General features: G+C 65.4%; 22 protein-coding genes. 12 read left to right on the plus strand and 10 right to left on the minus strand.

The window, feature by feature from the left end:
* Positions 1-23 precede the first annotated feature (23 nt).
* Entirely contained in the window at positions 24-1,280 is a 1,257-nt protein-coding gene (locus tag ACNO8X_RS03530; RefSeq protein WP_418004170.1) for a PucR family transcriptional regulator, read from the plus strand.
* On the opposite strand, the gene ACNO8X_RS03535 is transcribed toward ACNO8X_RS03530, so the two are convergent.
* The 4 genes from ACNO8X_RS03535 to ACNO8X_RS03550 are packed head-to-tail and all read right to left on the minus strand — an operon-like array spanning position 1,260 to position 4,747.
* Entirely contained in the window at positions 1,260-1,742 is a 483-nt protein-coding gene (locus ACNO8X_RS03535) for a M15 family metallopeptidase (RefSeq protein WP_418004171.1), read from the minus strand. The two genes, ACNO8X_RS03530 and ACNO8X_RS03535, sit on opposite strands and share 21 nt — an antisense overlap.
* A gap of 10 nt (positions 1,743-1,752) precedes the next feature.
* Positions 1,753-2,988, minus strand: a complete 1,236-nt coding sequence (speD, locus tag ACNO8X_RS03540; protein WP_418004172.1) for an adenosylmethionine decarboxylase — start codon at positions 2,986-2,988, stop codon at positions 1,753-1,755.
* Positions 2,969-4,060 (minus strand): type III PLP-dependent enzyme, encoded by a 1,092-nt coding sequence (locus tag ACNO8X_RS03545; protein ID WP_418004173.1) that lies wholly within the window; start codon positions 4,058-4,060, stop codon positions 2,969-2,971. The genes speD and ACNO8X_RS03545 overlap by 20 nt, the downstream gene beginning before the upstream one ends.
* A 57-nt stretch (positions 4,061-4,117) precedes the next feature.
* On the minus strand, positions 4,118-4,747 hold the full coding sequence (locus ACNO8X_RS03550) for a DUF1345 domain-containing protein (protein WP_418004174.1): 630 nt from the start codon (positions 4,745-4,747) through the stop codon (positions 4,118-4,120).
* Positions 4,748-4,921: 174 nt separating this feature from the next.
* On the opposite strand from ACNO8X_RS03550, the gene ACNO8X_RS03555 reads away from it, so the two are divergent.
* Both ACNO8X_RS03555 and ACNO8X_RS03560 read left to right on the plus strand, forming a co-directional pair.
* Positions 4,922-6,067: an acyl-CoA dehydrogenase family protein gene (locus ACNO8X_RS03555; protein ID WP_418005761.1), complete on the plus strand. Its 1,146-nt coding sequence runs from the start codon at positions 4,922-4,924 to the stop codon at positions 6,065-6,067.
* Positions 6,064-7,188: a CaiB/BaiF CoA transferase family protein gene (locus tag ACNO8X_RS03560; RefSeq protein WP_418004175.1), complete on the plus strand. Its 1,125-nt coding sequence runs from the start codon at positions 6,064-6,066 to the stop codon at positions 7,186-7,188. The genes ACNO8X_RS03555 and ACNO8X_RS03560 overlap by 4 nt, the downstream gene beginning before the upstream one ends.
* Here ACNO8X_RS03560 and ACNO8X_RS03565 read toward each other — a convergent pair.
* Positions 7,185-8,195: an AraC family transcriptional regulator gene (locus ACNO8X_RS03565; protein ID WP_418004176.1), complete on the minus strand. Its 1,011-nt coding sequence runs from the start codon at positions 8,193-8,195 to the stop codon at positions 7,185-7,187. The genes ACNO8X_RS03560 and ACNO8X_RS03565 overlap by 4 nt on opposite strands.
* 160 nt (positions 8,196-8,355) lie before the next feature.
* Here ACNO8X_RS03565 and ACNO8X_RS03570 point away from each other — a divergent pair, with 160 nt between their 5' ends.
* Genes ACNO8X_RS03570 through ACNO8X_RS03605 form a run of 8 tightly spaced genes read left to right on the plus strand, consistent with a single transcriptional unit; the run spans position 8,356 to position 16,892 of the window.
* Complete coding sequence (locus ACNO8X_RS03570) at positions 8,356-9,210, plus strand: MaoC/PaaZ C-terminal domain-containing protein (RefSeq protein WP_418004177.1); 855 nt, start codon at positions 8,356-8,358, stop codon at positions 9,208-9,210.
* Positions 9,211-9,223: 13 nt separating this feature from the next.
* Complete coding sequence (locus ACNO8X_RS03575) at positions 9,224-10,435, plus strand: lipid-transfer protein (RefSeq protein ID WP_418004178.1); 1,212 nt, start codon at positions 9,224-9,226, stop codon at positions 10,433-10,435.
* A gap of 49 nt (positions 10,436-10,484) precedes the next feature.
* Positions 10,485-10,919: an SRPBCC family protein gene (locus tag ACNO8X_RS03580; RefSeq protein ID WP_418004179.1), complete on the plus strand. Its 435-nt coding sequence runs from the start codon at positions 10,485-10,487 to the stop codon at positions 10,917-10,919.
* Positions 10,920-10,950: 31 nt separating this feature from the next.
* Positions 10,951-11,838: an SDR family oxidoreductase gene (locus ACNO8X_RS03585; RefSeq protein WP_418004180.1), complete on the plus strand. Its 888-nt coding sequence runs from the start codon at positions 10,951-10,953 to the stop codon at positions 11,836-11,838.
* A gap of 4 nt (positions 11,839-11,842) precedes the next feature.
* Positions 11,843-12,703, plus strand: a complete 861-nt coding sequence (locus tag ACNO8X_RS03590; protein WP_418004181.1) for an alpha/beta fold hydrolase — start codon at positions 11,843-11,845, stop codon at positions 12,701-12,703.
* 11 nt (positions 12,704-12,714) lie between these two features.
* The gene (locus tag ACNO8X_RS03595) at positions 12,715-14,277 is read left to right on the plus strand and encodes an aldehyde dehydrogenase family protein (protein WP_418004182.1); all 1,563 of its coding nucleotides are present in this window, start codon (positions 12,715-12,717) and stop codon (positions 14,275-14,277) included.
* Positions 14,278-15,114 (plus strand): SDR family oxidoreductase, encoded by an 837-nt coding sequence (locus ACNO8X_RS03600; protein ID WP_418004183.1) that lies wholly within the window; start codon positions 14,278-14,280, stop codon positions 15,112-15,114.
* An 11-nt stretch (positions 15,115-15,125) separates the two neighbouring features.
* Positions 15,126-16,892, plus strand: coding sequence for an AMP-dependent synthetase/ligase (locus ACNO8X_RS03605; RefSeq protein WP_418004184.1), 1,767 nt, complete (start codon positions 15,126-15,128; stop codon positions 16,890-16,892).
* A 131-nt stretch (positions 16,893-17,023) separates the two neighbouring features.
* On the opposite strand, the gene ACNO8X_RS03610 is transcribed toward ACNO8X_RS03605, so the two are convergent.
* A complete protein-coding gene (locus tag ACNO8X_RS03610; RefSeq protein WP_418004185.1) occupies positions 17,024-17,632 on the minus strand; it encodes a TetR/AcrR family transcriptional regulator in 609 nt (202 codons plus the stop codon).
* 166 nt (positions 17,633-17,798) lie between these two features.
* On the opposite strand from ACNO8X_RS03610, the gene ACNO8X_RS03615 reads away from it, so the two are divergent.
* Positions 17,799-18,680 carry an SDR family NAD(P)-dependent oxidoreductase gene (locus ACNO8X_RS03615; RefSeq protein WP_418004186.1) on the plus strand — a complete coding sequence of 294 codons (882 nt, stop codon included), beginning with the start codon at positions 17,799-17,801 and terminating at the stop codon, positions 18,678-18,680.
* Between the two features lie 14 nt (positions 18,681-18,694).
* On the opposite strand, the gene ACNO8X_RS03620 is transcribed toward ACNO8X_RS03615, so the two are convergent.
* The 4 genes from ACNO8X_RS03620 to ACNO8X_RS03635 form a co-directional block, all read right to left on the minus strand.
* Entirely contained in the window at positions 18,695-19,513 is an 819-nt protein-coding gene (locus tag ACNO8X_RS03620; RefSeq protein WP_418004187.1) for an enoyl-CoA hydratase/isomerase family protein, read from the minus strand.
* Positions 19,510-20,142, minus strand: a complete 633-nt coding sequence (locus ACNO8X_RS03625; protein ID WP_418004188.1) for a TetR/AcrR family transcriptional regulator — start codon at positions 20,140-20,142, stop codon at positions 19,510-19,512. Before ACNO8X_RS03625 ends, ACNO8X_RS03620 begins: the two co-directional genes overlap by 4 nt.
* A gap of 101 nt (positions 20,143-20,243) precedes the next feature.
* Entirely contained in the window at positions 20,244-21,743 is a 1,500-nt protein-coding gene (locus ACNO8X_RS03630; RefSeq protein WP_418004189.1) for a serine hydrolase domain-containing protein, read from the minus strand.
* A gap of 7 nt (positions 21,744-21,750) precedes the next feature.
* Positions 21,751-23,130, minus strand: a complete 1,380-nt coding sequence (locus ACNO8X_RS03635) for an amino acid permease (RefSeq protein ID WP_418004190.1) — start codon at positions 23,128-23,130, stop codon at positions 21,751-21,753.
* Positions 23,131-23,168 lie beyond the last annotated feature (38 nt).

Consider the following 23,168-nt stretch of genomic DNA (forward strand, 5'->3'; position numbering starts at 1 on the left):
CAATTTGTTCGGAAAGAACAGTTATGACGGATCCCGCTGCCCGATTCAGTGGCCTGGACCTCGACGAGGAGATAGTCCGGGCACTCGAAGGGGTGTTGCCTCAGATGGCTGAGCGGACCGTCGCGGCAGTCACCGCCGAGGTGCCGAGCTACACCGACGCGTTCAGCGGTCCGATGGGGCAGACCATCGAGAACGCGGTGCAGCTGGCGCTGGGTGCCTTCCTGCGTCTGACCACCCGGTCCCACGGCACCGATCCGGGGCCGAGGCTGTCTCCGGCGCTCGACGGTGCCTACGACCTGGGTCGGGGAGAGGCCCGCACCGGCCGGTCGATCGACGCACTGCTGTCGGCCTACCGGGTCGGCGCTCGAGTGGCGTGGCGAGAGCTTTCGGCCACCGCTGTCGCGGCAGGTCTCTCGGCGGCGACCACTGCGCGGTTCGCCGAAATGGTGTTCGCGTTCATCGACGAACTGTCGGCGGCCAGCGTGTCGGGCCACGCCGATGAACTCGCCGCCGCCGGCCGGGTCCGGCAACGCCACCTCGATCGGCTCGCCGCCGAATTGTTGGCGGGAGCGCCGATGAACCAGCTGCTCGCCAGTGCCGAGCAGGCAGACTGGAAGCCGCCGAAGACTCTGAGCGCCGTGCTGCTGCCCGAGGTTGAAACACGGAAGCTGTCAGTCCTTTTCACTCAAGAAACCCTCCACACGAGTGTTGACGTGTCTGAGGTGGTTGCCGGCGAATCGCTGGCCGTGGTGCTCGTACCCGACGCCGATGGTCAGCAGCGTCGGCGGGTCCTCGACGCCATGACCGGCAGCCGCGTGATCGTCGGCCCCTCGCGTCAATGGTGGCAGGTGAAATCCTCCTACCTGCGCGCGATGCGCACCCGTGCCTTGGTGGCAGGTGGCTCCGGTGTCGTCGACACCGAAGAGCACCTCGTCGACCTGGTGCTCAGTGCCGACCACGATGCCGTCGACGATCTGCGTCGGCGCGTGCTGGCGCCGCTCGCCGGGTTGCGTCCCAGTACGGCCGAACGACTCGAGGAAACGCTGCGGGCCTGGGTCCTGCACCTCGGCCGCCGCGACGCCGTCGCCGAGTCGCTGTTCGTGCACCCGCAGACGGTCCGTTACCGCATGACGCAGCTGCGCGACTTCTACGGCGACCGCCTCGACGATCCAGACAACGTGTTGGAAATCACTGTGGCACTTGGCCTTACCGGCGCGCGGACACCTGCAGCCACCACGACGCCGGAATCGAGCAGCGGATCAGCTGGCGGCGTTGGGTAGCAACGGAGGGCAGTCCCCGTGGGCATCGGTGGCCAGCTCGAAATGCCAGAGTTCGTTGGCGTAGATCTGACACAAGCCGAAGCGCCCACCATTGGCGATCAGCCACTTGTCGGCGCTCTGGCCGCCGATGTCGACGGCCTGGCCGCTGACATGCTTGGACTGCTGCGGCGTCTGGACGTACTGCCGCGCAGCGTTGTAACTGCCGTAGGTCTGGATCGCGTCGTCGAGCAATTGCTGCTGGAACTCTGGAGAGCGCCAGCCGGAGGTGATCGTCATGGGGATCCCCTCCGCGGCCGCCGCGGTCGTCGCATGCTGGACCGCCGCCAACAAGGCCGGATCAAGCCGGCCGACCGCTGGATCAGAAACATCGAAGGGGCTCGCCGCATCGGCGGACGCGGATGGTATCGGTCCGAGCAGCGTGAGCGCACCTGCCAAGGCCAACGTGGTTGCAGCGAGTCGCATGGCGCCGACTCTAGTCGGCGTACGGTGGCGCCCCAGCTCCCATGCCGATCCGATTCTCCCGCAATGACATCGGCGGAGTCGTCGCCGCTGCGAGCGCTGCCGCGTCGATCGTCTGACAACGGTACGGCAGCGTCTCCAGCCGCGCTGTCATCGTGGCCAGCGGGCTCTCGAGTATCCCGGTGGTTCCCGACAGGAAAGCCCACTCGTGCTCGTCGCTGCCGAAATAGACGACGGTGCCGAAGGTTTCGCCAAAGCGCTCCCACGATCTGATCAGCGTGTCGTTGCGCCACAGCGTGGGGCAGCCCGCCTGGCCGACGACGACGGCGCCGATGTCGCCGCACAACTTCATGAAGTCGGCGCCGTAGAGCCGGTTGTGCTGGGCGGGCTCGGTCCGCTCGTCGGGCAGGTCGATGACGACGACGTCGTAGCGAGGCCCAGTGTGGGTGGCGACGAACTCGTATCCGTCGGTGTAGTGCACCGTGACGGGGCCGAGTCCGGCTTCCGCCCTTGCCAATTCACCGGGTGTGTAGCCGTAGGGCAGATGTTCGGCGCAGAGCCGGACGGCTTCGCGGTCGATATCGACGTGATCGACGTGTACGGCGCCGGCCTCGACGGCCAGCTGGCTGGCCACGCCCTCGCCGGACCCGATGATCAGCACGCGATCGACCTTGTCGGCCAAGAGCATCGGCGGCACCATCAGTGCCTCGTGGTAGACGAGCTGGCTGAACTCGGTGCTTTGGCGATCCGAGTCGCTGAACAAGGAAATCCCTTGCTCCGTACGGCCGATCACCAAATGCTGGAACTCGGTGTGGACGTCGCAGAGCACCTCCGACAAATGCCAGGTGCGGGTGATCCCGGGCGCCATCGGCTCGATGACCTGCCTGCCTGCTCCGCGAAACACGGTCTGGACGTGGGCATCTGAAGCACCCACAGCCTGCCGCAGCAGCCGGACCGCGTGCTCGGCGTCGGCGGACTCACCGCAGGTGAAGACGTCGACGAACATCGCGCCGCGCTCCGGATAGCTGTGAATCGACGCGTGCGACTCCGCCAGCAACGCCAACACCGTCACCCCGTGCGGTTCGAAACGCTTATCCACCATGTCGCAAACGGTGGCCCCGGCGCGGTCGAGCGCGTTGCGCAGGAGGTTGCGCAACCGCACCCGGTCGTTCGCGAGTCCGGGGTCGACGCCGGTGAACTCGGCCAGCACGTGACAGCCTGAGAAGCTGCTACCTGGTTGTGACTGCATCTTCGATCTCCACGAATTGCGTTGACAGAGGGGAAAACCCGTTGAACATCGACGAATAGCTCGCGGTATAGGCGCCGGCCGCGTCGATCTCGACCAGGTCGCCGGCCTGCAGCGTCACCGGCAGCGGATACCGCTGATACAGCACGTCGTCACCATCGCACGTCGGCCCCGCGACGACGGCGTCGTCCACGGGGTCGCTGTCACGGCTGGTGCGCAATCGGTAGCGGATGTACTCGTTCTCGGTTTCCGCCAGGCCGCCGTAGCGGCCGATGTCCAGATACACCCAACGGCGACCGTCGGTGCCCAGCCGTACCGTCACCACCTCGCAGGAGAGCGTGCCCGCCGAGCCGACGATCGCGCGTCCCGGCTCGATGGCGAGCTGGGGGAGTACCGGGAAATGCCGGCGCAGCGCACCGGCGATTGCGTCGCCCACAACCCCGACGTGGGGCACGTGCGAATCGTACGAGACCGGGATGCCGCCGCCCAGGTTGAGCGTCGCCAAGCCAGGCAGTGCACCGAAAATTCCACGTGCGCAACGAATACCGATTTCCCAGGCGTCCGGGTCGAGCTGCTGCGAGCCGACGTGGAACGCCACGCCGTCCGCGTGCAAGCCGAGCCGCCGAGCCTGTGTCAACAACGCGATCGCATCCTCGGGCGAGCATCCGAATTTGTGCCCGAAGGGCGTCACCGACGACGGGAACGCCGGCGCGATGCGGCATTCGACGCTCGACCCCGGTGCGTTCTCGGCGATGGCCGCCAGCCCGTTCGCGGTATCGAATGTGAACCTGCGTACTCCCACGGAATACGCGTACGCCACCTCCGCGGGCTTCTTGATCGGATTGCCGAACGTCATCAGGGCGGCGTCGGCGCCGGCCGCGGCGCACAGGTCGACTTCACCGACCGACGCGACATCGAAGCTGCAGTCCAGGCTCGCGAGCAGTCGCAGAATTGGCGCAGCCGGGTTGGCTTTCACCGCGTAACGAATCTCGGCTGTGGGCAGCGCGGCACGGAGGCCGAGCGCGTTGTTGCGTACTGTCTCGAGATCGATGGTCAGATACGGCCGACGGGGCACAGGCGGCAGACTACTCAACTGAATCGTCCGCCGCTGGCCAAAGCCGCAGCAAGACAATCACCCGACCAGGTTGATGACGAGATTGATCGTGCACGCGATGATGACGGTGCCGTAGATGTAACTGAACAGGCAATGCCGGAGCACTTCTGCCCGGATCTGCGAGGTCGTCACGTCGGTATCGGACACCTGGTAGGTCATCCCGAGGTTGAACGAGAAGTAGTAGAAGTCGCTGTACTGCGGATCGACATCCCGGTTGTTGAAATCGATGCCGCCAGGGTCGCCGTCGTAGTACAGCCGGGCGTAGCGCGCCGTGTACATGGTGTGGAGCGAGGCCCAGGCGGCGAGTATCGCCGCCAGAGACAGGCCCGCGTACGAGGCCTTGTCGGCATCGTTGGCGGACCACAGGAGTATTCCGATGGCGGTCAGGCTCGCGGTCAGGATGAGGAGCAGCACGAGGTCGCCGACCTCATCATCAACATCGGCCTCGCCCGCGTGTGCCCGCGTCCGCTCGGGATCCATGCGCCATAGCACTGCGAGCGCCCAGATCACGTAGCCCGCTGCGGTGGCGATCACGACGGCCAGGAGGCCCACCGGCCAACGATCTGTCAGCACCCCGATCGCGGCGCCGACAATGAGCCCGGCGGTCAAGCTGATCCAGAATCTGTTGGCGCCCGAGAGTGTGGTCACTCGTACATTCTGGATCGTCGCGGTCGTCTCGGGGGTCTTCTGACGTCTGTGCGGCGGATTCGTTGCGGCCGCGAGCAGTTCGGTCACGGTTGTGGTCGGTTGAGTCATGGGCACCGCCGGTCGGTCGCCGTAGCGTTCCGTGCAACCGACTGTGAACGAAGGAGTTCTGCTGTGGTGTTGCATCGCTCATCCTGGATGGACAAGGACCTTGACGCGCTTGCCGATCTGGCGCGCCGGTTCTTCGAGAAGGAGTGCGTTCCGAACGAGGAGCGTTGGGGTCAGCAGCAGCATGTCGATCGCGATGTCTGGCTCAAGGCGGGCGAACTCGGCCTGTTGTGTTTGAGTATCCCCGAGGAGTACGGCGGCGGTGGCGGTACGTTCGCGCACGAGGCCGTTGTCGCGATCGAGCAGATCCGTTCGATGGCACCGAGTTTCGGCGGGGTGCTGCACAGCGCGATCATCGCGCATTGCCTCAGCTCGTACGGCACTGAGGAACAGAAGACCACGTGGTTGCCGAAGATGGCCTCAGGGGAGGTCGTCAGCGCAATCGCGATGACCGAGCCCGGCACCGGCTCCGATCTGCAGTCGATCAAGACCAAGGCGGTCAAGGACGGCGACGACTATGTGATCAGCGGCGCGAAGACGTTCATCTCGAACGGCCAGACCGCGGACCTTATCGTGGTGGCCGCGAAGACGAATCCGGAAGGCCGTGGAGCGGACAGTGTTTCGCTGATCCTGGTCGAGGCCGACCGCGAAGGCTTCCGGCGCGGCCGCAATCTGGAGAAGATCGGCCAGCACGGCCAGGACACCTGTGAGCTGTTCTTCGACGACGTGCGGGTCCCGCAGGCCAATCTGCTGGGCGGTGTCGAAGGCCTCGGCTTCATCCAGTTGATGCAGCAGCTGCCGCAGGAGCGATTGGTGCTGGCGGTCATCGCGGCTGCGTCGATCGAGAAGACCGTCGACGTGACGCTGACCTACACCAAGGAGCGTGAGGCGTTCGGCCGCCCGATCTTCAAGTTCCAGAACACGCAGTTCGTGCTCGCCGAAAGCGACACTGTCAAGTCCGTCGCCTGGAGCTTCCTGGACGAATGCCTGGTCAAGCACCTCGCCGGCGAACTGGATGTGCCGACGGCCGCGAAGGCGAAATGGTGGCTGACCGAACAGCAGTGCCGGGTCGCCGACGAGTGCCTGCAGTTGTTCGGTGGCTACGGCTACATGCAGGAGTACCCGATCTCGAAGTTGTACGCCGATGCGCGCATCCAGAAGGTGTACGGCGGCACCAACGAGATCATGAAGACGATCATTGCGAAGTCACTGTGACGGGGCCACTTTCGGGCGTCAAGGTCATCGAGATCGCCAGCCTGGCGCCGGCGCCGTTCGGCTGCATGGTGCTGGCAGATCTCGGCGCGGACGTGTTACGCGTCGAGCGGGCCGGCGCGCCGGGTGACGGACTCACTCCACCGGATGGTCCGCTCGATCGGGGCAAGCGCAACGTCAAGCTGAATCTGAAGGACGGCGACGATCTGCGAACGCTGTTCGCACTCGTCGAGAAGGCGGACGTCTTCGTCGAGGGGTTCCGTCCCGGTGTGGCCGAACGACTGGGTATCGGGCCCGCAGATCTCGAAAAGCACAATCCGCGGCTGATTTACGGCCGGATGACCGGCTGGGGTCAGCAGGGTCCGCTGGCCAGCACCGCGGGCCATGACATCAACTACATCGCCCTGACCGGCACCCTCGATCTGATCGGCCGCCCCGGTGAACGCCCGGTGCCGCCCGGCAACATCATCGGCGACTTCGCCGGCGGCGGCATGCTGCTGGCCATGGGAGTCCTCGCCGCGCTGTACGAACGCGAACGGTCCGGGAAGGGCCAGGTCATCGACGCGGCCATGGTCGACGGTGCGGCCCTGTACACCGCATTCATGCACGGAATGCATGCTGCAGGGCTGTGGAATGAGCCCCGCGGTATGAACGCACTCGACGGCGGGGCACCGTTCTACGACACTTACGAATGCGCCGACGGCCGGTACGTCGCCGTCGGCTGTGTCGAATTCCCGTTCTACATGCAGCTTTTGGCGGCACTCGGCATCGACGATCCCGAACTGCCGTTCCAGCTGGACCCGACGGGCTGGCCGCAGCTCAAAGAGGTCATCGGAGCCAAGTTCAAGGAGCGCACCCGCGACGAGTGGGCTGCCGTGTTCGCCGACTCTGATGCGTGTGTGACCCCGGTGCTCAGCCCCTGGGAGGCGCACGAGCATGCGCACAACCAGACTCGCGAGGCCTTCATCGAGGTCAATGGGGTGCGCCAGCCCGCGCCGGCGCCGCGCTTCAGCCGTACCCCGGCCGCGCACCCGGAACCGCCCACAGCGGATCAATCGACGGTGCGAAAGATGTTGGCCGACTGGATGTTTCCCGACAGCCAGATAGAACGGCTGCTCGGCTAGCTCTGGTAGGACCCGGGCGGGCTGCCGGTCCAACGGCGGAACGCCCGGGAGAAGGCACTCGGTTCGGAGAATCCGAGCCGACGGGAAAGCGCGGCGACGGTCTCGTCGCCGCGCACCAGGCTCGCGATCGCCGCATCGCGCAGAATCTGCTCCTTGATTTCACGCGGCGACGTGTTCTCCTCGTGGAGCTTGCGCCGCAGCGTCTGCGGACTCATCGCGAGTTCCGCCGCGACCTGGTCAGCGCTGAGCCAATCGCCGGACAGGCCTCGTTCGAGCAGGCGTCTTACCTGGTTCGCGGTCGACGTCGTATGACTTCGGTAGGCCAGCACGCTGGCCGGCGCGCCGCGCAGGAAAATATCCAGCGAAGCGTCGTCGCGAACGATCGGCGCGGACAGTCTGGCGCTGTCGAACACCAGCGCCGGCTGCGCTGCCGAAAACACCACGGGCGCACCGAAGATGAGGTCATAGTCGTCGACCTCCGGACGCCGGTCGTACGGCACTTCGACCTGCCGCAGCGGTATCCGTTTGCCGACGGCCCAACCAATAAAACGATGGGTCACGGCCAGCAGGGTGTCGATCAGCAGGTCGACCGGCCGCTGGATCGCGGCGATATCGATTGACAGCCGGGCCGTGTCACCGTCGACCGTGATCGTGACGGGCGGAGTGCCCGGTACTGCCCGATTGAAATCTTCGAACCGCCGCAGTGCCGCACCCAGATCCGGCGTGTTGACGATCGCGAAGCACAGCAGCCGAAAGGTGCCGCGGGGCACCGGACTCACCCCGAGTCCGAGCAGCTCGTCGTCGGTTTCGCGCCACAGCCGGCGAAAGAGCACGCTTGCCTGCTCGGTGGTGACGCGGGAGCGGCCCTCGGCAAGCAGCATCGGTGAGATACCCGCTGAACCCAACATGGCCTCGATATCCCAGCCCCAGTGCATGGCGAGACCCACAAACGCTTGCACCCGCTGAATCGGGATCGTGTAGGCGGTGGTCGCGTCGGCGGGAGGCACGTGCCGAAGCTACTCCGGAGGGGCGTGCGAAGGAACCAGGGGAGCGGCCGCGTCGCGACGAGCGGTTCGGTCAAGAACCCGAGAAGTTCGGTCATCGTCGGGCAGGCCGCGCGACCGTAGCGTCAAAACCAGATTGCCCGACGATGCGCAAGGAGCGTGCATGGCTGCCAACGAAGGTTTCCACCTCGACCGTCTCGATCAGTGGACCGACGAGCAGGAATTCAAGGTCGAGCGACTTCAAACCATCGCCTACGCGAAAGCCACCAACGACCCGATTGCCGCACATCTGGACGGCACCTACGCACCGCCGGTGTTCGCGGTCGTCCCGGTCACCGCGATCATGGCCGACGCGACGATGAGCGTGGTGCCGGACGACTTGATGTTGCGGATCCTGCACGGCGAGCACGACTTCCGTTTTCACCGCCCGATCGTGCCCGGTGAGGTCCTCACCGTGCGCGCGAAGCCGGTCGGTATCGAGGGCAAAGAGTCCGGTGTCGTCGTCACGACATTGCTCGAAACGCGGGACTCCAACGACGAACTGGTGAACGAGCAGTACTTCATCGGATTCTTCCGTGGCGGCAGATTCGAAGGGTCCTTCGGTGAGAAGAGCCCGGAGCACACCTTCGACGCGGCCCTGCGTGATAGCGAGCCGGCGTTCACCTCGGTGCAGACATTCGACGAGGATCAGACGTTCCGCTACAGCGATCCCGCCGGTGACCCGATGCCGATCCACCTGGACGACGACTTCGCCAAGGCAATGGGGTTGCCGGGCATCATCATTCACGGTCTGTGCACCATCGCGTTCACCTCGCACGCGCTGCTCTCACAGGTGAGCCCCGAGGACCCCACCCGGTTGAAGCGGCTCGCGGTCCGGCTCAGCAAGCCCGCGTTGCCGAACGAAACCATCACCACCACGTTCTGGAACACCGGTGGCGGTAGCTACGCGTTCGAGACCGCCGGCGATGAGAAGGCCGGCAAGTTCGTGATCACCGACGGCCTCGCCGAAATCTCCTAGGAAGGTAAAAGCTATGAGCAACAGGGTATTTGTGGTCGGCGTCGGCTTGACAAAGTTCGAGAAGCCCGGGCGCCGCGAAGGCTGGGACTATCCGGCAATGGCACAGGAGTCCGGTACGAAGGCCCTCGAGGACGCCGGTATCGCCTACGACCTGGTCGAGCAGGCGTACGCGGGATTCTGCTACGGCGAGTCGTGCTCGGGTCACCGAGCGGTGTACAGCCTCGGTCTGACCGGGATTCCCGTGTTCAACGTCAACAGCAACTGTTCGACGGGATCGAGTGCATTGTTCCTTGCCGCACAAGCGATTCGCGGTGGGCTGGCGGACTGCACGCTGGCCATCGGGTTCGAGAAGATGCAGCCGGGCTCGCTCGGTTCGACGTACGACGACCGCGAGCAGCCGATGCAGAAGCACATGGAGGCGATGGCCGAACTGCAGGAGTTCGCATTCCCGGTCGCGCCGTGGATGTTCGGCGCTGCCGGTGTCGAGCACAACCAGAAGTACGGCTCGACCCCGGAGCACTTCGCTCGGATCGCGGTCAAGAACCATGCCCACTCCGTGCACAACCCGTACTCGCAGTTCCAGGACGTGTACACCGAGCAGCAGATCATCGACGCGAAGATGATCTACGCCCCGGGCCAGCTCACCCGTCCGATGTGCTCGCCGACCTCCGACGGTTCGGGTGCGGCAATCGTCGTCAGTGAGGCATTCGTCGACAAGCACGGCTTGGCGTCTCAAGCAGTGGAAATCGTCGGACAGGCCCTCGTCACGGATACCCCCGGGACGTTCGAGAGCAAGAGCATGGCGACCCTCGTCGGTGCCGATATGAGTCGGACCGCGGCGAACCGGGTCTATGAGCAGGCCCAGATCACGCCCGACGACATCGATGTGATCGAGCTGCACGACTGCTTCGCCCCGAACGAGCTGCTCACCTATGAGGCACTGGGCCTGGCGGCTGAGGGCGAGGGACACAAGCTGGTCGACAACGGCGACACCACCTATGGCGGCCGTTGGGTGGTCAACCCGTCGGGTGGACTGATCTCGAAGGGGCACCCTCTGGGTGCCACCGGCCTGGCGCAGTGCGCCGAACTGACCTGGCAGCTGCGCGGTACCGCCGACAAGCGTCAGGTGGAGGGCGCAGCCCGTAAGTCGGGTGTCGCCCTGCAGCACAACATCGGTTTGGGCGGGTCAGCCGTCGTCACCGCCTACAAGTCAGCCGACCGCTGATACCGGTTATCCCGCAACACATTCAGTACAAGAAAAGGAGTAGTTAGAAATGGCAAACGCAAAAGGTTCCCTGGAAATCGCTGCGCCGCAGGAAAAGGTGTGGGCGATCCTGTCCGACCCGGCCCGGTTCGAAGAGTGGCTGACCCTGCACACCAAGTGGAAGACGGCGCCGCCGGCGACCCTCTCGCAGGGCGCGACCATGAGCGAGGTGCTCACCATCATGGGTATGGCCAACACCATCGACTTCAACGTCGACGAATACGACGCCCCGAACACCACGACATTCTCCGGAACCGGCATGGCCGGCGCGAAGATCAGCTTCAGCCTGCAGGTCGAACCCAAGGGTGCGGACGCTTCCATCGTGACCGTCGCCGCCGAGTTCATCAGCCAGATGATGGTCGGTGCCATCGGTGGTGCCATCGAGCGCGCTTCCAACAAGGAAATCGCGGCCTCGCTGGAGAAGCTCGCCGTCCTGGCCGTCTGATCCAATCATCAACTTTCAGAAGGAAACTCACATGGGTTCAATGGAGAACCGCGTAGCACTGGTCACCGGTGCCGGCCGCGGTATCGGTCGTGAACACGCGCTGCTGCTCGCCAAGTTGGGTGCGAGCGTCGTGGTCAACGACCTCGGCGGCTCCAACGAGGGTGCCGGTGCAGATGCCGGCCCCGCGCAGGAAGTGGCCGACGAAATCGTCGCCGCCGGTGGCAAGGCCGTCGCCAACACCGACAACATCGCCACCTGGGACGGTGCGAAAGCGCTCGTCGACCAGGCGATCTCGGAATTCGGCGGCCTGGACATCGTCGTGAACAACGCGGGCATCCTGCGGGACGGCTTCGTCGCATCGATGGACGAGTCGCAGTGGGACAGCGTCATCGCCGTGCACCTCAAGGGTCATTTCGCGGTGCTGCGCCACGCTGCCGGCTACTGGAAGGAACAGTCCAAGGCAGGCAAGCCCGTCAACGCTGCGGTCGTCAACACCGCGTCGGCATCGGGCACGTTCATGCCCAACGCCGGACAGGCGAACTATGGTGCGGCCAAGGCCGGTATCGCCGCCCTGACCGAGGTTGCCGCGCTCGAGCTCGAGCGTTACGGCGTGCGTGTCAACGCGATCGCTCCGGTCGCGCGCACCCGCCTGACCCTCGCCACCCCCGGCATGAACGCGATGTTCCTCGAAGAGGTTCCCGAGGGCGAGTTCGATGCCTTCAGCCCGGCGAACATCGCGCCGATCGTCGCTTACCTGGCGGACGAGAAGTGCCCGCTCACCGGCAAGGTGCTCGCGGTCCAGGGTGGCGCCCTGACGCTGCTCAAGGGGTGGACCTCGGTCGAGACCGTCGAGGTCGACGGTCCGTGGGTCCTCGACGAGCTGCCGAACCAGTTCGACAAATGGGCTGAGCAGGCCTGAGCGCGTGATCAACGAACGACGCACGGTCCACAATGGGGTGGGCACGCGAGAGTTGTTCGTCGAGGGGGATGGCCCGACAGTCGTGCTGTTGCACGGGTTCGGCCATCCCGCCGACGCGTGGCGGCCGGTGCTCAATCGGTTCGCTGAAGCCGGCCAGTCGGCGGTTGCCGTCGATCTGCCCGGTTTCGGCGCTGCCGACCCTGCCGAGCCCGGCGCGTGGCTGCCTCAGGGTGACCGGTTCGTCGCCGAGGTCGTCGCCGCGTACAGCCAGCAGGCTCCGGTGGTGCTGGTCGGGAATTCCCTCGGTGCGTACCTTGCCGTCCGCGCGGCCGCCTCGCCGCTACGGCTGCCGATCGGCGGCATCGTGCCAACGGCGACGCCTGGCTTCGGTTGGACAGCGTTGGTCCGCGCGGCGTTCCTCGGTGGCGGGCGAGCGCTTACCTGGGTGGCGGGTGTGAGTGCCCCCAGGTGGATGCGTGAATGCGGTGCCGACACGCTCATCGGTCACTTTCTCTACGGCGACCGAACCCTCCATGATCCGGAGTTGGTGCGCATTCTCAGTGCGCAGGTGCACAGCCGTCGCGGTGCCCGGGAACTGCTCGAACGGGCCGTATCGATGAAATGTGCAGTCGATGCAGAACCTGCGGTTGTCGGTGTTTCTTGTCCGGCGATTTTTGTGCACGGACGCCGGGATCGAATTGTCGCGTTCGCTTCGAGCGAAGGCTGGCACAAAGCCACTCCGGACAGTCGGCTGGTCGTGCTCGATAAGGCCGGTCACTGCCCGCAGCTGGACGCTCCGAACGAGATCGCAGCTCTGGCAAGCGAATTGGTCACGGCAGCGCGCCGTGATTCCCGCCCCGCGTGAACGGACATGATATGGACAGTCGCAACAGCGAGGTTGCTACGGCAACGGAATCGGCCGGCCTGCCGCTGATCGCCGTGCACAACCCAGCCGACGGTCGGCTCGTCGGTAGCGTCCCGAACGAATCGTCGGCATCGGTGGCCGCCACTGCGCGCGCGCTGCGCGAGGCGCAGCCCGAATGGGAAGCATTGGGACCGAAGGGTCGTGCGCGCTGGCTGTTCGAGCTGCAGGCGTGGTTGCTCGACAACTCCTCGCGCATCGCCGATGTCCTGCAGTCCGAGACCGGTAAACCGCGAGCCGACGCGGAGTTCGAAGTACCGGCGTGGGTGGATCTGATCAACTACTTCGCCCGCAATAGCGGCAAGTATCTGGCCGACGAGCGACCCAACCCGCACAGCCCCATCGGCTGGACCAAGAAGCTCACGACGGTGTTCCGGCCCTATCCGTTGGTCGGCGTCATCACGCCGTGGAATTTTCCGCTCGGCATGGCGGGCCTGGACGTGCCCCCCGCGCTGATGGCCGGTGCCGCGGTGCTGCTGAAACCGTCGGAGGTAACCCCGCTGAGCGCCGTCGAACTCGCACGCGGGTGGGCCGAGATCGGCGCGCCCAAGGTGTTCGCAGTGGCGACCGGCCGCGGCGAGACCGGTGCCGCCGTGGTCGATGCGGTCGACTTCGTCCAGTTCACTGGTTCGACGGGGACCGGAAAAGCCGTGGCACGACAGTGCATCGAACAGCTCAAGCCGTACAGCCTCGAATTGGGCGGTAAGGATCCGGCGCTGGTCCTTGCCGATGCCGATGTCGAGCGCGCCGCCCATGGCATCGCCTGGGGTGCGTTGTTCAACGCCGGCCAGGTCTGTGTGTCGGTCGAGCGCGTGTACGTCGAAGCGCCGGTATACGACGAGTTCGTCACGAAGCTCACCGAGTGGGTCGGGCGATTGCGTCAAGGTCAGGACGACAGAGACTTCCGATTCGAGATCGGCCCGATGGCCAACGCCGACCAGCTCGACATCGTGCGGCGTCATGTCGACGAGGCGACGGCCGCCGGCGCACGGGTGACGATCGGCGGCAAGCCGACCGGTGTCGGTACCTTCTTCGAGCCGACCGTGCTCGTCGACGTCGACCACACGATGGCGTGCATCCAGGAAGAGACGTTCGGTCCGACCATTCCGGTGGTCAAGGTCGCCGACGAGGACGAAGCGATCCGGCTTGCGAACGACTCCCGCTACGGGCTGTCGGCCTCGGTCTGGACCCGCGACAAGGCCCGCGGACATGCGGTGGCCCGCAGGCTCGATGCCGGTGCCGTCAACATCAACGACGTCATCGCGAACCTGTTCAGTTTTGCCCTGCCGATGGGCGGCTGGAAGCAGTCGGGTGTCGGGTCGCGCTGGGGTGGTGCCGCCGGGGTCCGTAAGTACTGCCGGCAGACCGCTGTCACCGAGCCGCGGCTGCCGACGGTGATCGACGAACCCATGTGGTTTCCGTACTCGAAGACGCGCATCCGGCTCGTCTACGGCGCTCTCCGCGCTTTTGGCGCTCAGGGCCTGCAACGTTTTGGTCTCACCAAAGGAGAAGGTTAGATGTCAGATCATTCGGATGTTTTGCGCGGCAAGGTGATAGCCATTACCGGCGGCGCTCGTGGTATCGGCTTCGAGACTGCCTCGATGTTGCGTGGTCTCGGCGCGAAGGTCGCGATCGGCGACGTCGACGAGGTGACGGTCAAGCAGTCCGGTTCCGACATCGATGTGTTCGCAAGCAAACTGGACGTGACGGACCTCGCGTCGTTCACCGCTTTCCTCGATGATGTCGAGCGCGAACTTGGCCCGCTCGACGTGCTGATCAACAACGCCGGCATCATGCCTGTCGGCCTCCTGGCCGACGAGCCGGATGCGGTGACCCGCCGGATGCTCGACATCAACGTCTACGGCGTCATCATCGGTACGAAACTCGCTGCGCAGCGCATGATTCCGCGCTCCGCGGGGCACGTGATCAACGTCGCCTCGCTGGCCGGCGAGACCTACACTCCTGGACTGGCCACCTACTGTGCCGGCAAGTCCGCGGTGCTCTCGTTCACCGATGCCGTCCGTCTGGAGAACCGCAAGACCGGTGTCCAGTTCTCCGCCGTCCTGCCGTCGGTCGTCAACACCGAGCTCACCTCGGGTACAACCGGTATCCGTGGCATCAAGAACGCCGAGCCGTCCGATATCGCGAACGCGATCGTCGGTCTGATCGTCAAGCCGCGTCCGAAGGTCCGCGTGACCCGCCTGGCCGGTGTGCTGATCGGTGCGCAGAAGTACCTGCCGCGTATCGTCGGCGAGGAGCTGAACCGGTTGTTCGGTGGCGAGCACATCTTCACCGACAAGGTCGACAACACCGCGCGCAAGGCCTACGAGGACCGCGCTCGCGGTCAAGCGTGAAAGTGGATCCGGTGACATCACGTACGTTGGTCGAGGCATTCCAGTCCGTCGCCGCACGCCGGCCCGATGCCATTGCGATCCGTAGCGCCGACGGCGCCACCACTGTCACCTGGCGGCAGTACGCCGAGCGGGTGCGCGCCATCGCATCCGGTCTGGCGGCGCTCGGCGTGGTGCCTGGTGACACGGTCGCGCTGATGCTGACCAACCGGCCGGAGTTCCACGTGTGTGACACCGCGGTCTTGCATACCGGTGCGACGCCCTTTTCGGTATACAACACCAATCCGGCGGATGTGCTGGCCTACCAGTTCGATAATGCGGGCAACCGAATCGTGATCTGTGAGAAGCAGTTTCTACCAACGGTTCTCGAAGCAATCGGCCGGGGTGGCAAGGTCGAGCAGGTGATCTGTGTCGACGGCGAAGCCGACGGCGCGCTCAGTCTGGCCGCGATCGAGTCGACGCCGGCTGCCGACTTCGATTTCGACGCCACCTGGCGGGCAGTGCAACCGACGGACCTGCTGACCATCGTCTACACCTCGGGCACCACCGGTCCGCCGAAAGGCGTCGAGCTCACCCACCTCAATTTCATCGAGAACGCCCGCATCACTGATGCTTTCGGCGGTATCGATTCGTCGGATCGCGTGATCTCCTACCTCCCGGATGCCCACGCGGCCAACCGGTGGTTCGCCCACTACATCAACCTGTTGCACGGCGTTCCGGTCACCACAGTGCCAGATGTCAAACAGGTGATCGCCGCGTTGACCGAAGTACGCCCGACCGCATTCCTCGGGGTACCCCGGATCTGGGTGAAGCTCAAGGCAGCGCTGGAACAGCGGATTGCCGATGAACCCAACGCGGTGAAGCGGAACTTGGCACAGTGGGCATTCGTGACCGGGCAGGCCAAAGCCCGCGCCGATTCGGCCGGGCGCTCCCTCGGCGTCGTCGGGGCGATCCAGTACCAACTGGCCGACCGGCTGGTGCTGTCGAAAGTCCGTGCGCAACTGGGCATGGACCAGGTGCGGATCGCCGTCACCGGTGCGGCACCGATCTCGCCGGAAGTGCACGAATTCATTCTTGGACTGGGAGTGCCGCTGTGCGAGGGCTGGGGGATGTCCGAATGCACGGCCGCGGTGACGGTGGGCCTTCCCGGGCGCATCAAGATCGGTACCGTCGGTCTGCCCGTGCCGGGTGCCGAGCTGCGCATCGCCGATGACGGCGAAGTGCTGGTGCGCGGCCCGATGGTGATGCGTGGTTACCGCAAGGATCCTGAAAAAACTGGTGAGGCAATCGATTCCGAGGGGTGGTTGCACACCGGCGACATCGGATCGATCGACGCTGAGGGCTTCCTTTCGATCGTGGATCGCAAGAAGGAACTGATCATCAACGCGGCCGGAAAGAACATGTCCCCGACGAATATCGAGAACATGTTGGTGGCCAGCTGTGCGTTGGTCGGGTCGGTCGCTGCCATCGGTGATGCACGTCCCTACAACACCGCGCTGATCTGTCTTGATCCGGATGTGGCCGCCGCCCACGCCGACAAGCACGGCTTGCCGGACCGGTCGGTCGAGGCGCTTGCCACGGACGGTGGGATCCGGCAGTTGATCGCTGCGGGGGTCGACGCCGCGAACGCCAAACTGTCTCGGGTGGAACAGATCAAGAAGTTCACGATCGTGTCCGAAACGTGGGAGCCCGGTGGCGAATACCTGACACCGACGAACAAGCTCAAGCGCAAGCCGATCGCGGCCGGCTATCGCGACCTCATCGAGCAGATGTATTCGTAGTCGGCTCGGTCACGTTGACCGAGTGGTTCTCGCGAATACCTCTGGGGGCGCTGCTATTTAGCACCTCGTTTCGGATGATGTCGTCGCATCACCATGGTTTGCGGACATCAGTTCGTCGACGTTGTCGCCGATCATGTTGCCGGCGTGGCCGGTAGCGAATGTCTGGGTCGGTGGTCGTTATTCAGCCCGTCGAGCAGCAGCGCCAGGTGGCGGCGCCAGACGTGGGGGTTGCTTTGGCGGGTGGCGTCGGCGAGGGCGCCGACACTGAAGACGATGGCGAAGAAATCGTCGGGCTGTGCGTCGGGCCGTAACGCGCCGCTGTCGTGGGCGCGTTGGACGAGTCTTGCGACCGCCGCTTCGATGCGCTGGCTCTGGGCTTGCGCTCGCTGACAGCCGCTGCGATACAGGACTTCAGTCATGCCGCGACTGCCGGCCATCTTTTCGCATGCGAACTCGAGGTACAGCGCAAACGCGTGCCAGGGGTCATCCCCGGCGGTGGCTTCCTCGGCGGCGTCGGCCATCGCGGAGAAGTTCTGTTCGAACACCGCGTCGATCAACTCGTCCTTGCCGGGAAAGTGCCGATAGACCGTGCCTACGCCGACCCCCGCGTGGCGCGCGACATCGTCGAGGGTGACGCCCAGGCCCCGCGCGGCGAACACCTCGTCGGCGGCGAGGAGCAGTCGCGCGCGATTGCGTACCGCGTCCGCTCGCCGCGGGCGCTCGGGCAGCGTCTTGCTCACTTCACTTCTCTCCTCGGGAACCAGTTAAGCGGAGGCATTGTCACCGGTTATGCTACGTTATTGATAAGCGGAGGAATCTCCACCGTTTATGGCGAGCTGCCGGCCGCATGCAGAAATGCGCTGTGGAGGTACGCCGGAACGACTCCAGAGAAGACGAGGCATCGACATGACCATCCCGAAGAGCTGCGCGGGGCGCGGGCCCCTGTCGATCGTGACCGGCGGCACCGACGGCATCGGCAAAGAAGTGGCCCGAGAGTTGGCTCGCAGGGGCAAGCGGGTCTGGATCATTGGCCGCAATGAGGCCAAAGGCGCTGCGGCAGAGGCGGAATTGCGTGCCGACGGCGATGTGCGGTTCGTGGCCACCGACCTCGCTGTGCTGGCGCAGGTGCGGGCACTATCGGAAAGGATCCTCGCCGACACCGACAAGATCGAGATCCTGGTCCACTCGGCCGGAATCCTGGAGATCCGGCACGGACTCAATGACGACGGCATCGAGAAGAACTTCGCCATCAACTATCTGGCCCGATTCCTGCTCACCGAGCGGCTGCTGCCGGCCCTGATCAAGGGGCGGGCGCGCATCGTGATCATTGCCGGTGCCGGGATGAACAAACTCGATTTCGACTTCGAGAGCTTGCCCGGCATCCCGAACCTGACTCCCTTGAAAACCTTCACGCAATCTCAGGCCGCCAACGATGTCTGGACCCAGGACCTGGCCGCGCGGCTCGGCAGCTTCGGTGTGGTGGTCACCGGCGTCATGCCCGGCATGGTGGAGACCAACATCCGGCAGAACGAGGCCAACAGCTTCTTGCTCCGGGTGGTCGACAGCCGCTGGCTCAAGCCGGTGTTGCGCAAGACCCTGCTGCTGAGCCCGGCCACCGCGGCCATCACGCCGGTATGGCTGGCCACCGACCCTGCAACGGCCACGGTAAACGGCGAATTCTTCGGCCCGAAAAAGAAGCCGATCTCGGTCACCGCCGGCCCCAAAGACCCAGCGCTACAACAGCATTTGCGCGACACCAGCATCCGACTCGTTGGCGGACAAGTCTGAAATCTACCGAGATGTCACGTGTTCGTGAACGCCGGTGTGCGGCGCTGCAATGTTGCGGCGACGCCTTCGCCGACGTCGCTGGTGAGTGAGCACAGGATTTGGGCGCGGGCCTCGGTGTTCAGGTGTTGGCGGAGTTCGCCGATGCCGATGGCGCTGTTGAGCAGATCCTTGGTTTGGCTGACGCCGAATGGGGAGTTGGTGGCGATCCGGGTGGCGAGTTCGATGGCGGCGGCGACATCGGTTCCTTCGTCCACGACGCGTGAGACGAGCCCCAGGCGGTGGGCCTCTTCGGCGTCGAATGACGTAGCGGTGTAGAGGATTTCGGCGGCGTTGGAGAATCCGATGAGGCGCGGCAGCCACCACGAGGCGCCGAGATCGCCGCCCGAGAACCCGAGGCGGGTGAAGACCGGGTTGAAGCGGGCGGTGGTGTCGGCAATCCGGATGTCTGCCATCGCGGCGAGGGCGAGGCCGGCGCCGACGGCGTGGCCGTGGACGGCCGCGATGACCGGTTGCGGGATTTCGCGGAGTGTCACAAACGTCTCGGCGGCGCGGGTGAGGGCATGGTGACGGCTTTGGACGGGTCCCCGGTTGCCGCCGGGGTCGAGTCCCGTGATCAGGTCCAGCCCGGCGCAGAACGCGCGGCCGGCGCCGGTGACCACGACGGCGCGGCAGTGCTCGTCATCGGCCAGTTGATGCAGCGACCGCAGTAGCGATCTGCTCACGTCGTCGGTGAGAGCGTTGAGTTTGTCGGGACGATTCAGCGTCACGACGGTCACCGGGCCATGTTTTTCGACCAGCACCGGATCGGTGCTTTGAGCGGTGGCGGTGGTCATCGGGTTGTCCTGTCGTCGGTGTGGATGTGGTAGTCGGTGAGCAGAAATGCCCGGGTGGCCTGCCACCGGCGGTCGACGGTGGTTTCGAGTCCAGGTAGCCGCCGCATCGCCAGACCGCGTGCGGCGGCGAGGGATAGGTCGAGCAGGGTGCGCCCGGTGTCGTCGCCGAGGAGCGTGGGCAGCATCTCGGCGGCGATCTGGCCGAGCTGGCGATCGAGGGCGCGTCCGAGATCTTCGACCGGCCCTCGCAGGTCGGCGTCGGTGCGGGCCGCCGACCAGAGTTCGGTCGCGGCCTGGAATGCGGGGCCGGTATGGATCGTCCACACGTGGTCGAGCAGCGCGGCGAAGCGGTCACGTTCGTCCGCGTGGTCGCGAACGTCATCACGCGCCTGAGCGGCCAACCGCGTCGTCAGGTGCCCGACGGCCTCCACGATCAGTTCGGCGCGACCACGGAAGTAGTGCTGCTGTGCGCCCTGCGAAACTCCGGCGCGTTCGGCGACTTTGCGCGTGGTCAGCGCCGTGTAGCCGTCCTCGATCAGGCAGGCAACCGCGGCGTCGAGCAGGGCCAGTCGGGTCGCTTCGCGTCGTTCGGCATGGGTGCGCCTGGTCGCCGGTTGCGTCGCGTGCATGCCATCGACTCTAACATATATTGTTCAGTCGACTGAAAAATAAATCACGCCGTAGCGGGTGATTGTGGATTGGCGACAGTGACGTGGCCGTGCCGCCAGTGCTAGTTGCCATAAAGCCGCAGGGCCCGTGCGGCTTCCGTAGCGATATCGCCGCTCAGCCTCGCGATGGGTGGGCCGCCGCGTTGATGGATCACGTTCGCCAGCACCGCCACGTAAGTGTCCGACCCCGGATCGATCCAGAGGGTGACCCCGGTGAAGCCGGTATGGCCGAAGCTGCCGACGGGGAAGACCATGCCGCGCGGCCGTGAGTGCTCGGTGTCGATATCCCAGCCGAAGCTGCGCAACTCCTGTCCCGCGATGGCGGGATAGTTCGGCGCCAGCAGCGGATCCGTTGTGTTGGGGTGCTTTTCGATGGCTGCTCGCGAGGCTTCCTCTGAGGACGGGACCTGGTTGGCGGTGTGCCCAGGCTGTTGCGGAGTCGCCATCAATGCCGCGGTCGACTGCTGGAGTGGGAACGGGCTCGGCCGGCCGGCGAGTCGGTCGAGCAGAGCCTGCGCGTATCGGCCGATGTCGGCGACCGTCGAGAACACGCCCGCGCTCCCCCCCGTGCCGCCCATGCGTCGGGCCGTCGGGTCGTGCACCGTCCCTCGGATCAGGTGATCGAAATCAGGGTTGATGCCCGGGGTGTCGTCGTCATGCGCCGTCGGCGCGACGCGCGCCAACAGGTCGGTGCTCCACGTTCCCGCCGGGCACGGCCCGGAGGGAACGCCCTCGAAAACGACTGCGGTACCGCGAACTCGGTGCGGACCACAGGCCTTGGTGGCCGGGAGATAGCGGGTATCGGAAAGCCCGAGCGGAGCAAAGACGTTGTCCTGCACGTAGTTGTCCAAAGATTCGCCGGTGATCTTCTCGATCAGCGCGCCGAGGATGATGAAGTTGAGGTCGGAGTAATGGAACCCCTCGCCGGGGCCGAACTCCAAAGGCGCGGTGAGCGCACGACGAATACCCTCCGCCTTGTCGGCACTCGTCAAGCCCCATGGTCCTTGGTGACTGAGATCGCCACCGGTGCCGGACGTGTGCGTCAGCATCATGCGCACTGTCACCTGGGCGCGGCGTGGGTCGTTGGCGACGTTGAATTCCGGAAAGTAGGTCTGGATGGGTTCGTCGACCTGCACCAGGCCTTTCTCGTACAGCTGCAGGAGGGCCACCGTTGTGGCGAGGCTCTTCGACAACGACGCGAGATCGAAGATGGTGTCGTCGGTCATCGGCTCGGCCGGCGCGGGTGACCCGTCCAGCCCGGGCTCGTCGCCGAGCCTGCGCGCACCATAGGCCTGCCGGAAGGCGACCTGCCCGGCATGACCTACCTGAATCACCGCGCCGGGCAACCGATGTGCCGCGATCGCGTCATTGACCAGGCGGGAAATGGCGGCGAACGGACCGGTCGGCACGACGCTCGGTACCGGGACGGGACTCGGCACCGCGGCAGCCACGGGCGAGGCCGGCGGCGACGTGACGGATGCCGGTGGCGGCGTCGGACGCCCGCACGCCGCGAGGGCAAGCGCGACGGTGGCTACCCGTGCGCAGCGAGACACCTTCACCACTGCGACGCTAGCGCCTGACTCTGCTCAGCACGATCCCGACGATGAGCAGCCCGCAGAACCATAGTGGCAATGCGATCGCTCCGGAGTGCGACGACGGGTCCTGGGTCATCAGCAGGTAGATGAGCGCGAAGTACCCGAGGCACAGGTAGTTCGTGATCGGTGACCACGGTGCCTTGAAGACGCCCGCGCCCTCGCGGGCCCGGAATCGGAGGTGGCTCAGCACGATGATGCTCCAGGTGATCAGCTCGCTGCCGACCACGACGGGAATGAGGATCGCGAGGGCCTTGCCGGGGAGCACGATGTTCAGCAGCACTGCCACGGCGACGAATCCGGAGTTCAGCAGGAGTGCGCGAACCGGCACGCCCTGCTTGTTGGTGTGCGCGAGGAACCGGGGGGCCTGGCCGCTGGCGGCGAGGTCGTACAGGACCCGCGCGTTGCTGTAGGTCATGACGTTGGCGACGGACAACGCAGCGGTCAGCACCACGACGTTGAGCAGCGTTGCGGCGCCACCGATTCCGAGGCCGACGAGCATCAGCACGAATGGGCTGCCCTCGGTGCCCACCTGGTCCCACGGCCAGATGATCAGCATGACGCCGATGGCTCCGACGTAGAAGACCAGGATTCGCAGCAGCACCTGGTTGATGGCGCGGGGGATGTTGCGGGCGGGTTCTTCGACTTCGCCGGCGGCGGTGCCCAGCGACTCGATGCCGCCGAACGAGAAGGTGATCGCGACCAGCGAGATCATGAAGGCGCCGAGTCCCTTCGGGGCGAAACCGCCATGCGCCCACAGGTTTTGCAGACCGTGCACGTTGTAGTCGCCGGCACCGAAGATGATCGCGATGCCGAGCCCGATCATGGCGATGACCGCCGTCACCTTGATCAGCGTGAAGTAGAACTCGAACTCGCCGAATGCCTTGACGTTGATCATGTTCGCCCCCGTGATCAGCACGAGACAGACGGCAGTCGTGATCCAGCGTGGCAGACCCGGGAACCAGAAAGCCATGAACTCCGAGGCCGCCGTCAACTCCACCATGCAGACGACGACGCAGACGTACCACCAGTTCCAGCCGGCGATGAATCCCGCTGGCTTGCCGAGGTATTCGCGTGCGTAGGCCGACCACGACCCGGCCACCGGATGAGCGACCGCCATCTCGCCGAGCATCCGCAGCACCCCGTAGAGGACGATGCCGGCGATGGCATAGCCGACGAGAACGATCGGCCCCGCGGTCTGCACCGACGTACCGGAGATGAGGAATAGCCCGGTCCCGATCGCCGAGCCGAGCGAGATCATCTGCAGGTGCCGGTTTTTCAGCTCGCGATGCATCGGGGCGTCGGTCGTGGAGACGGCGACCTGCGGTCCCTCGGCGGGACGGGTGCTCGGAGCCATCGGGTTGCCTTCCATTCGGTGGTGGTCGCCTACTGTTC

Source organism: Mycobacterium sp. PDNC021, assembly GCF_048282635.1.
Taxonomy (GTDB): domain Bacteria; phylum Actinomycetota; class Actinomycetes; order Mycobacteriales; family Mycobacteriaceae; genus Mycobacterium; species Mycobacterium llatzerense.

Coding starts and splice junctions, on each gene's coding strand:
- ACNO8X_RS03530 (WP_418004170.1), top strand. CDS start 24: ATGACGGATCCCGCTGCCCGATTCAGTGGCCTGGACCTCGACGAGGAG.
- ACNO8X_RS03535 (WP_418004171.1), bottom strand. CDS start 1,742: ATGCGACTCGCTGCAACCACGTTGGCCTTGGCAGGTGCGCTCACGCTG.
- speD (WP_418004172.1), bottom strand. CDS start 2,988: ATGCAGTCACAACCAGGTAGCAGCTTCTCAGGCTGTCACGTGCTGGCC.
- ACNO8X_RS03570 (WP_418004177.1), top strand. CDS start 8,356: ATGGCTGCCAACGAAGGTTTCCACCTCGACCGTCTCGATCAGTGGACC.
- ACNO8X_RS03575 (WP_418004178.1), top strand. CDS start 9,224: ATGAGCAACAGGGTATTTGTGGTCGGCGTCGGCTTGACAAAGTTCGAG.
- ACNO8X_RS03580 (WP_418004179.1), top strand. CDS start 10,485: ATGGCAAACGCAAAAGGTTCCCTGGAAATCGCTGCGCCGCAGGAAAAG.
- ACNO8X_RS03585 (WP_418004180.1), top strand. CDS start 10,951: ATGGGTTCAATGGAGAACCGCGTAGCACTGGTCACCGGTGCCGGCCGC.
- ACNO8X_RS03595 (WP_418004182.1), top strand. CDS start 12,715: ATGGACAGTCGCAACAGCGAGGTTGCTACGGCAACGGAATCGGCCGGC.
- ACNO8X_RS03600 (WP_418004183.1), top strand. CDS start 14,278: ATGTCAGATCATTCGGATGTTTTGCGCGGCAAGGTGATAGCCATTACC.
- ACNO8X_RS03615 (WP_418004186.1), top strand. CDS start 17,799: ATGACCATCCCGAAGAGCTGCGCGGGGCGCGGGCCCCTGTCGATCGTG.
- ACNO8X_RS03620 (WP_418004187.1), bottom strand. CDS start 19,513: ATGACCACCGCCACCGCTCAAAGCACCGATCCGGTGCTGGTCGAAAAA.
- ACNO8X_RS03625 (WP_418004188.1), bottom strand. CDS start 20,142: ATGCACGCGACGCAACCGGCGACCAGGCGCACCCATGCCGAACGACGC.
- ACNO8X_RS03635 (WP_418004190.1), bottom strand. CDS start 23,130: ATGGCTCCGAGCACCCGTCCCGCCGAGGGACCGCAGGTCGCCGTCTCC.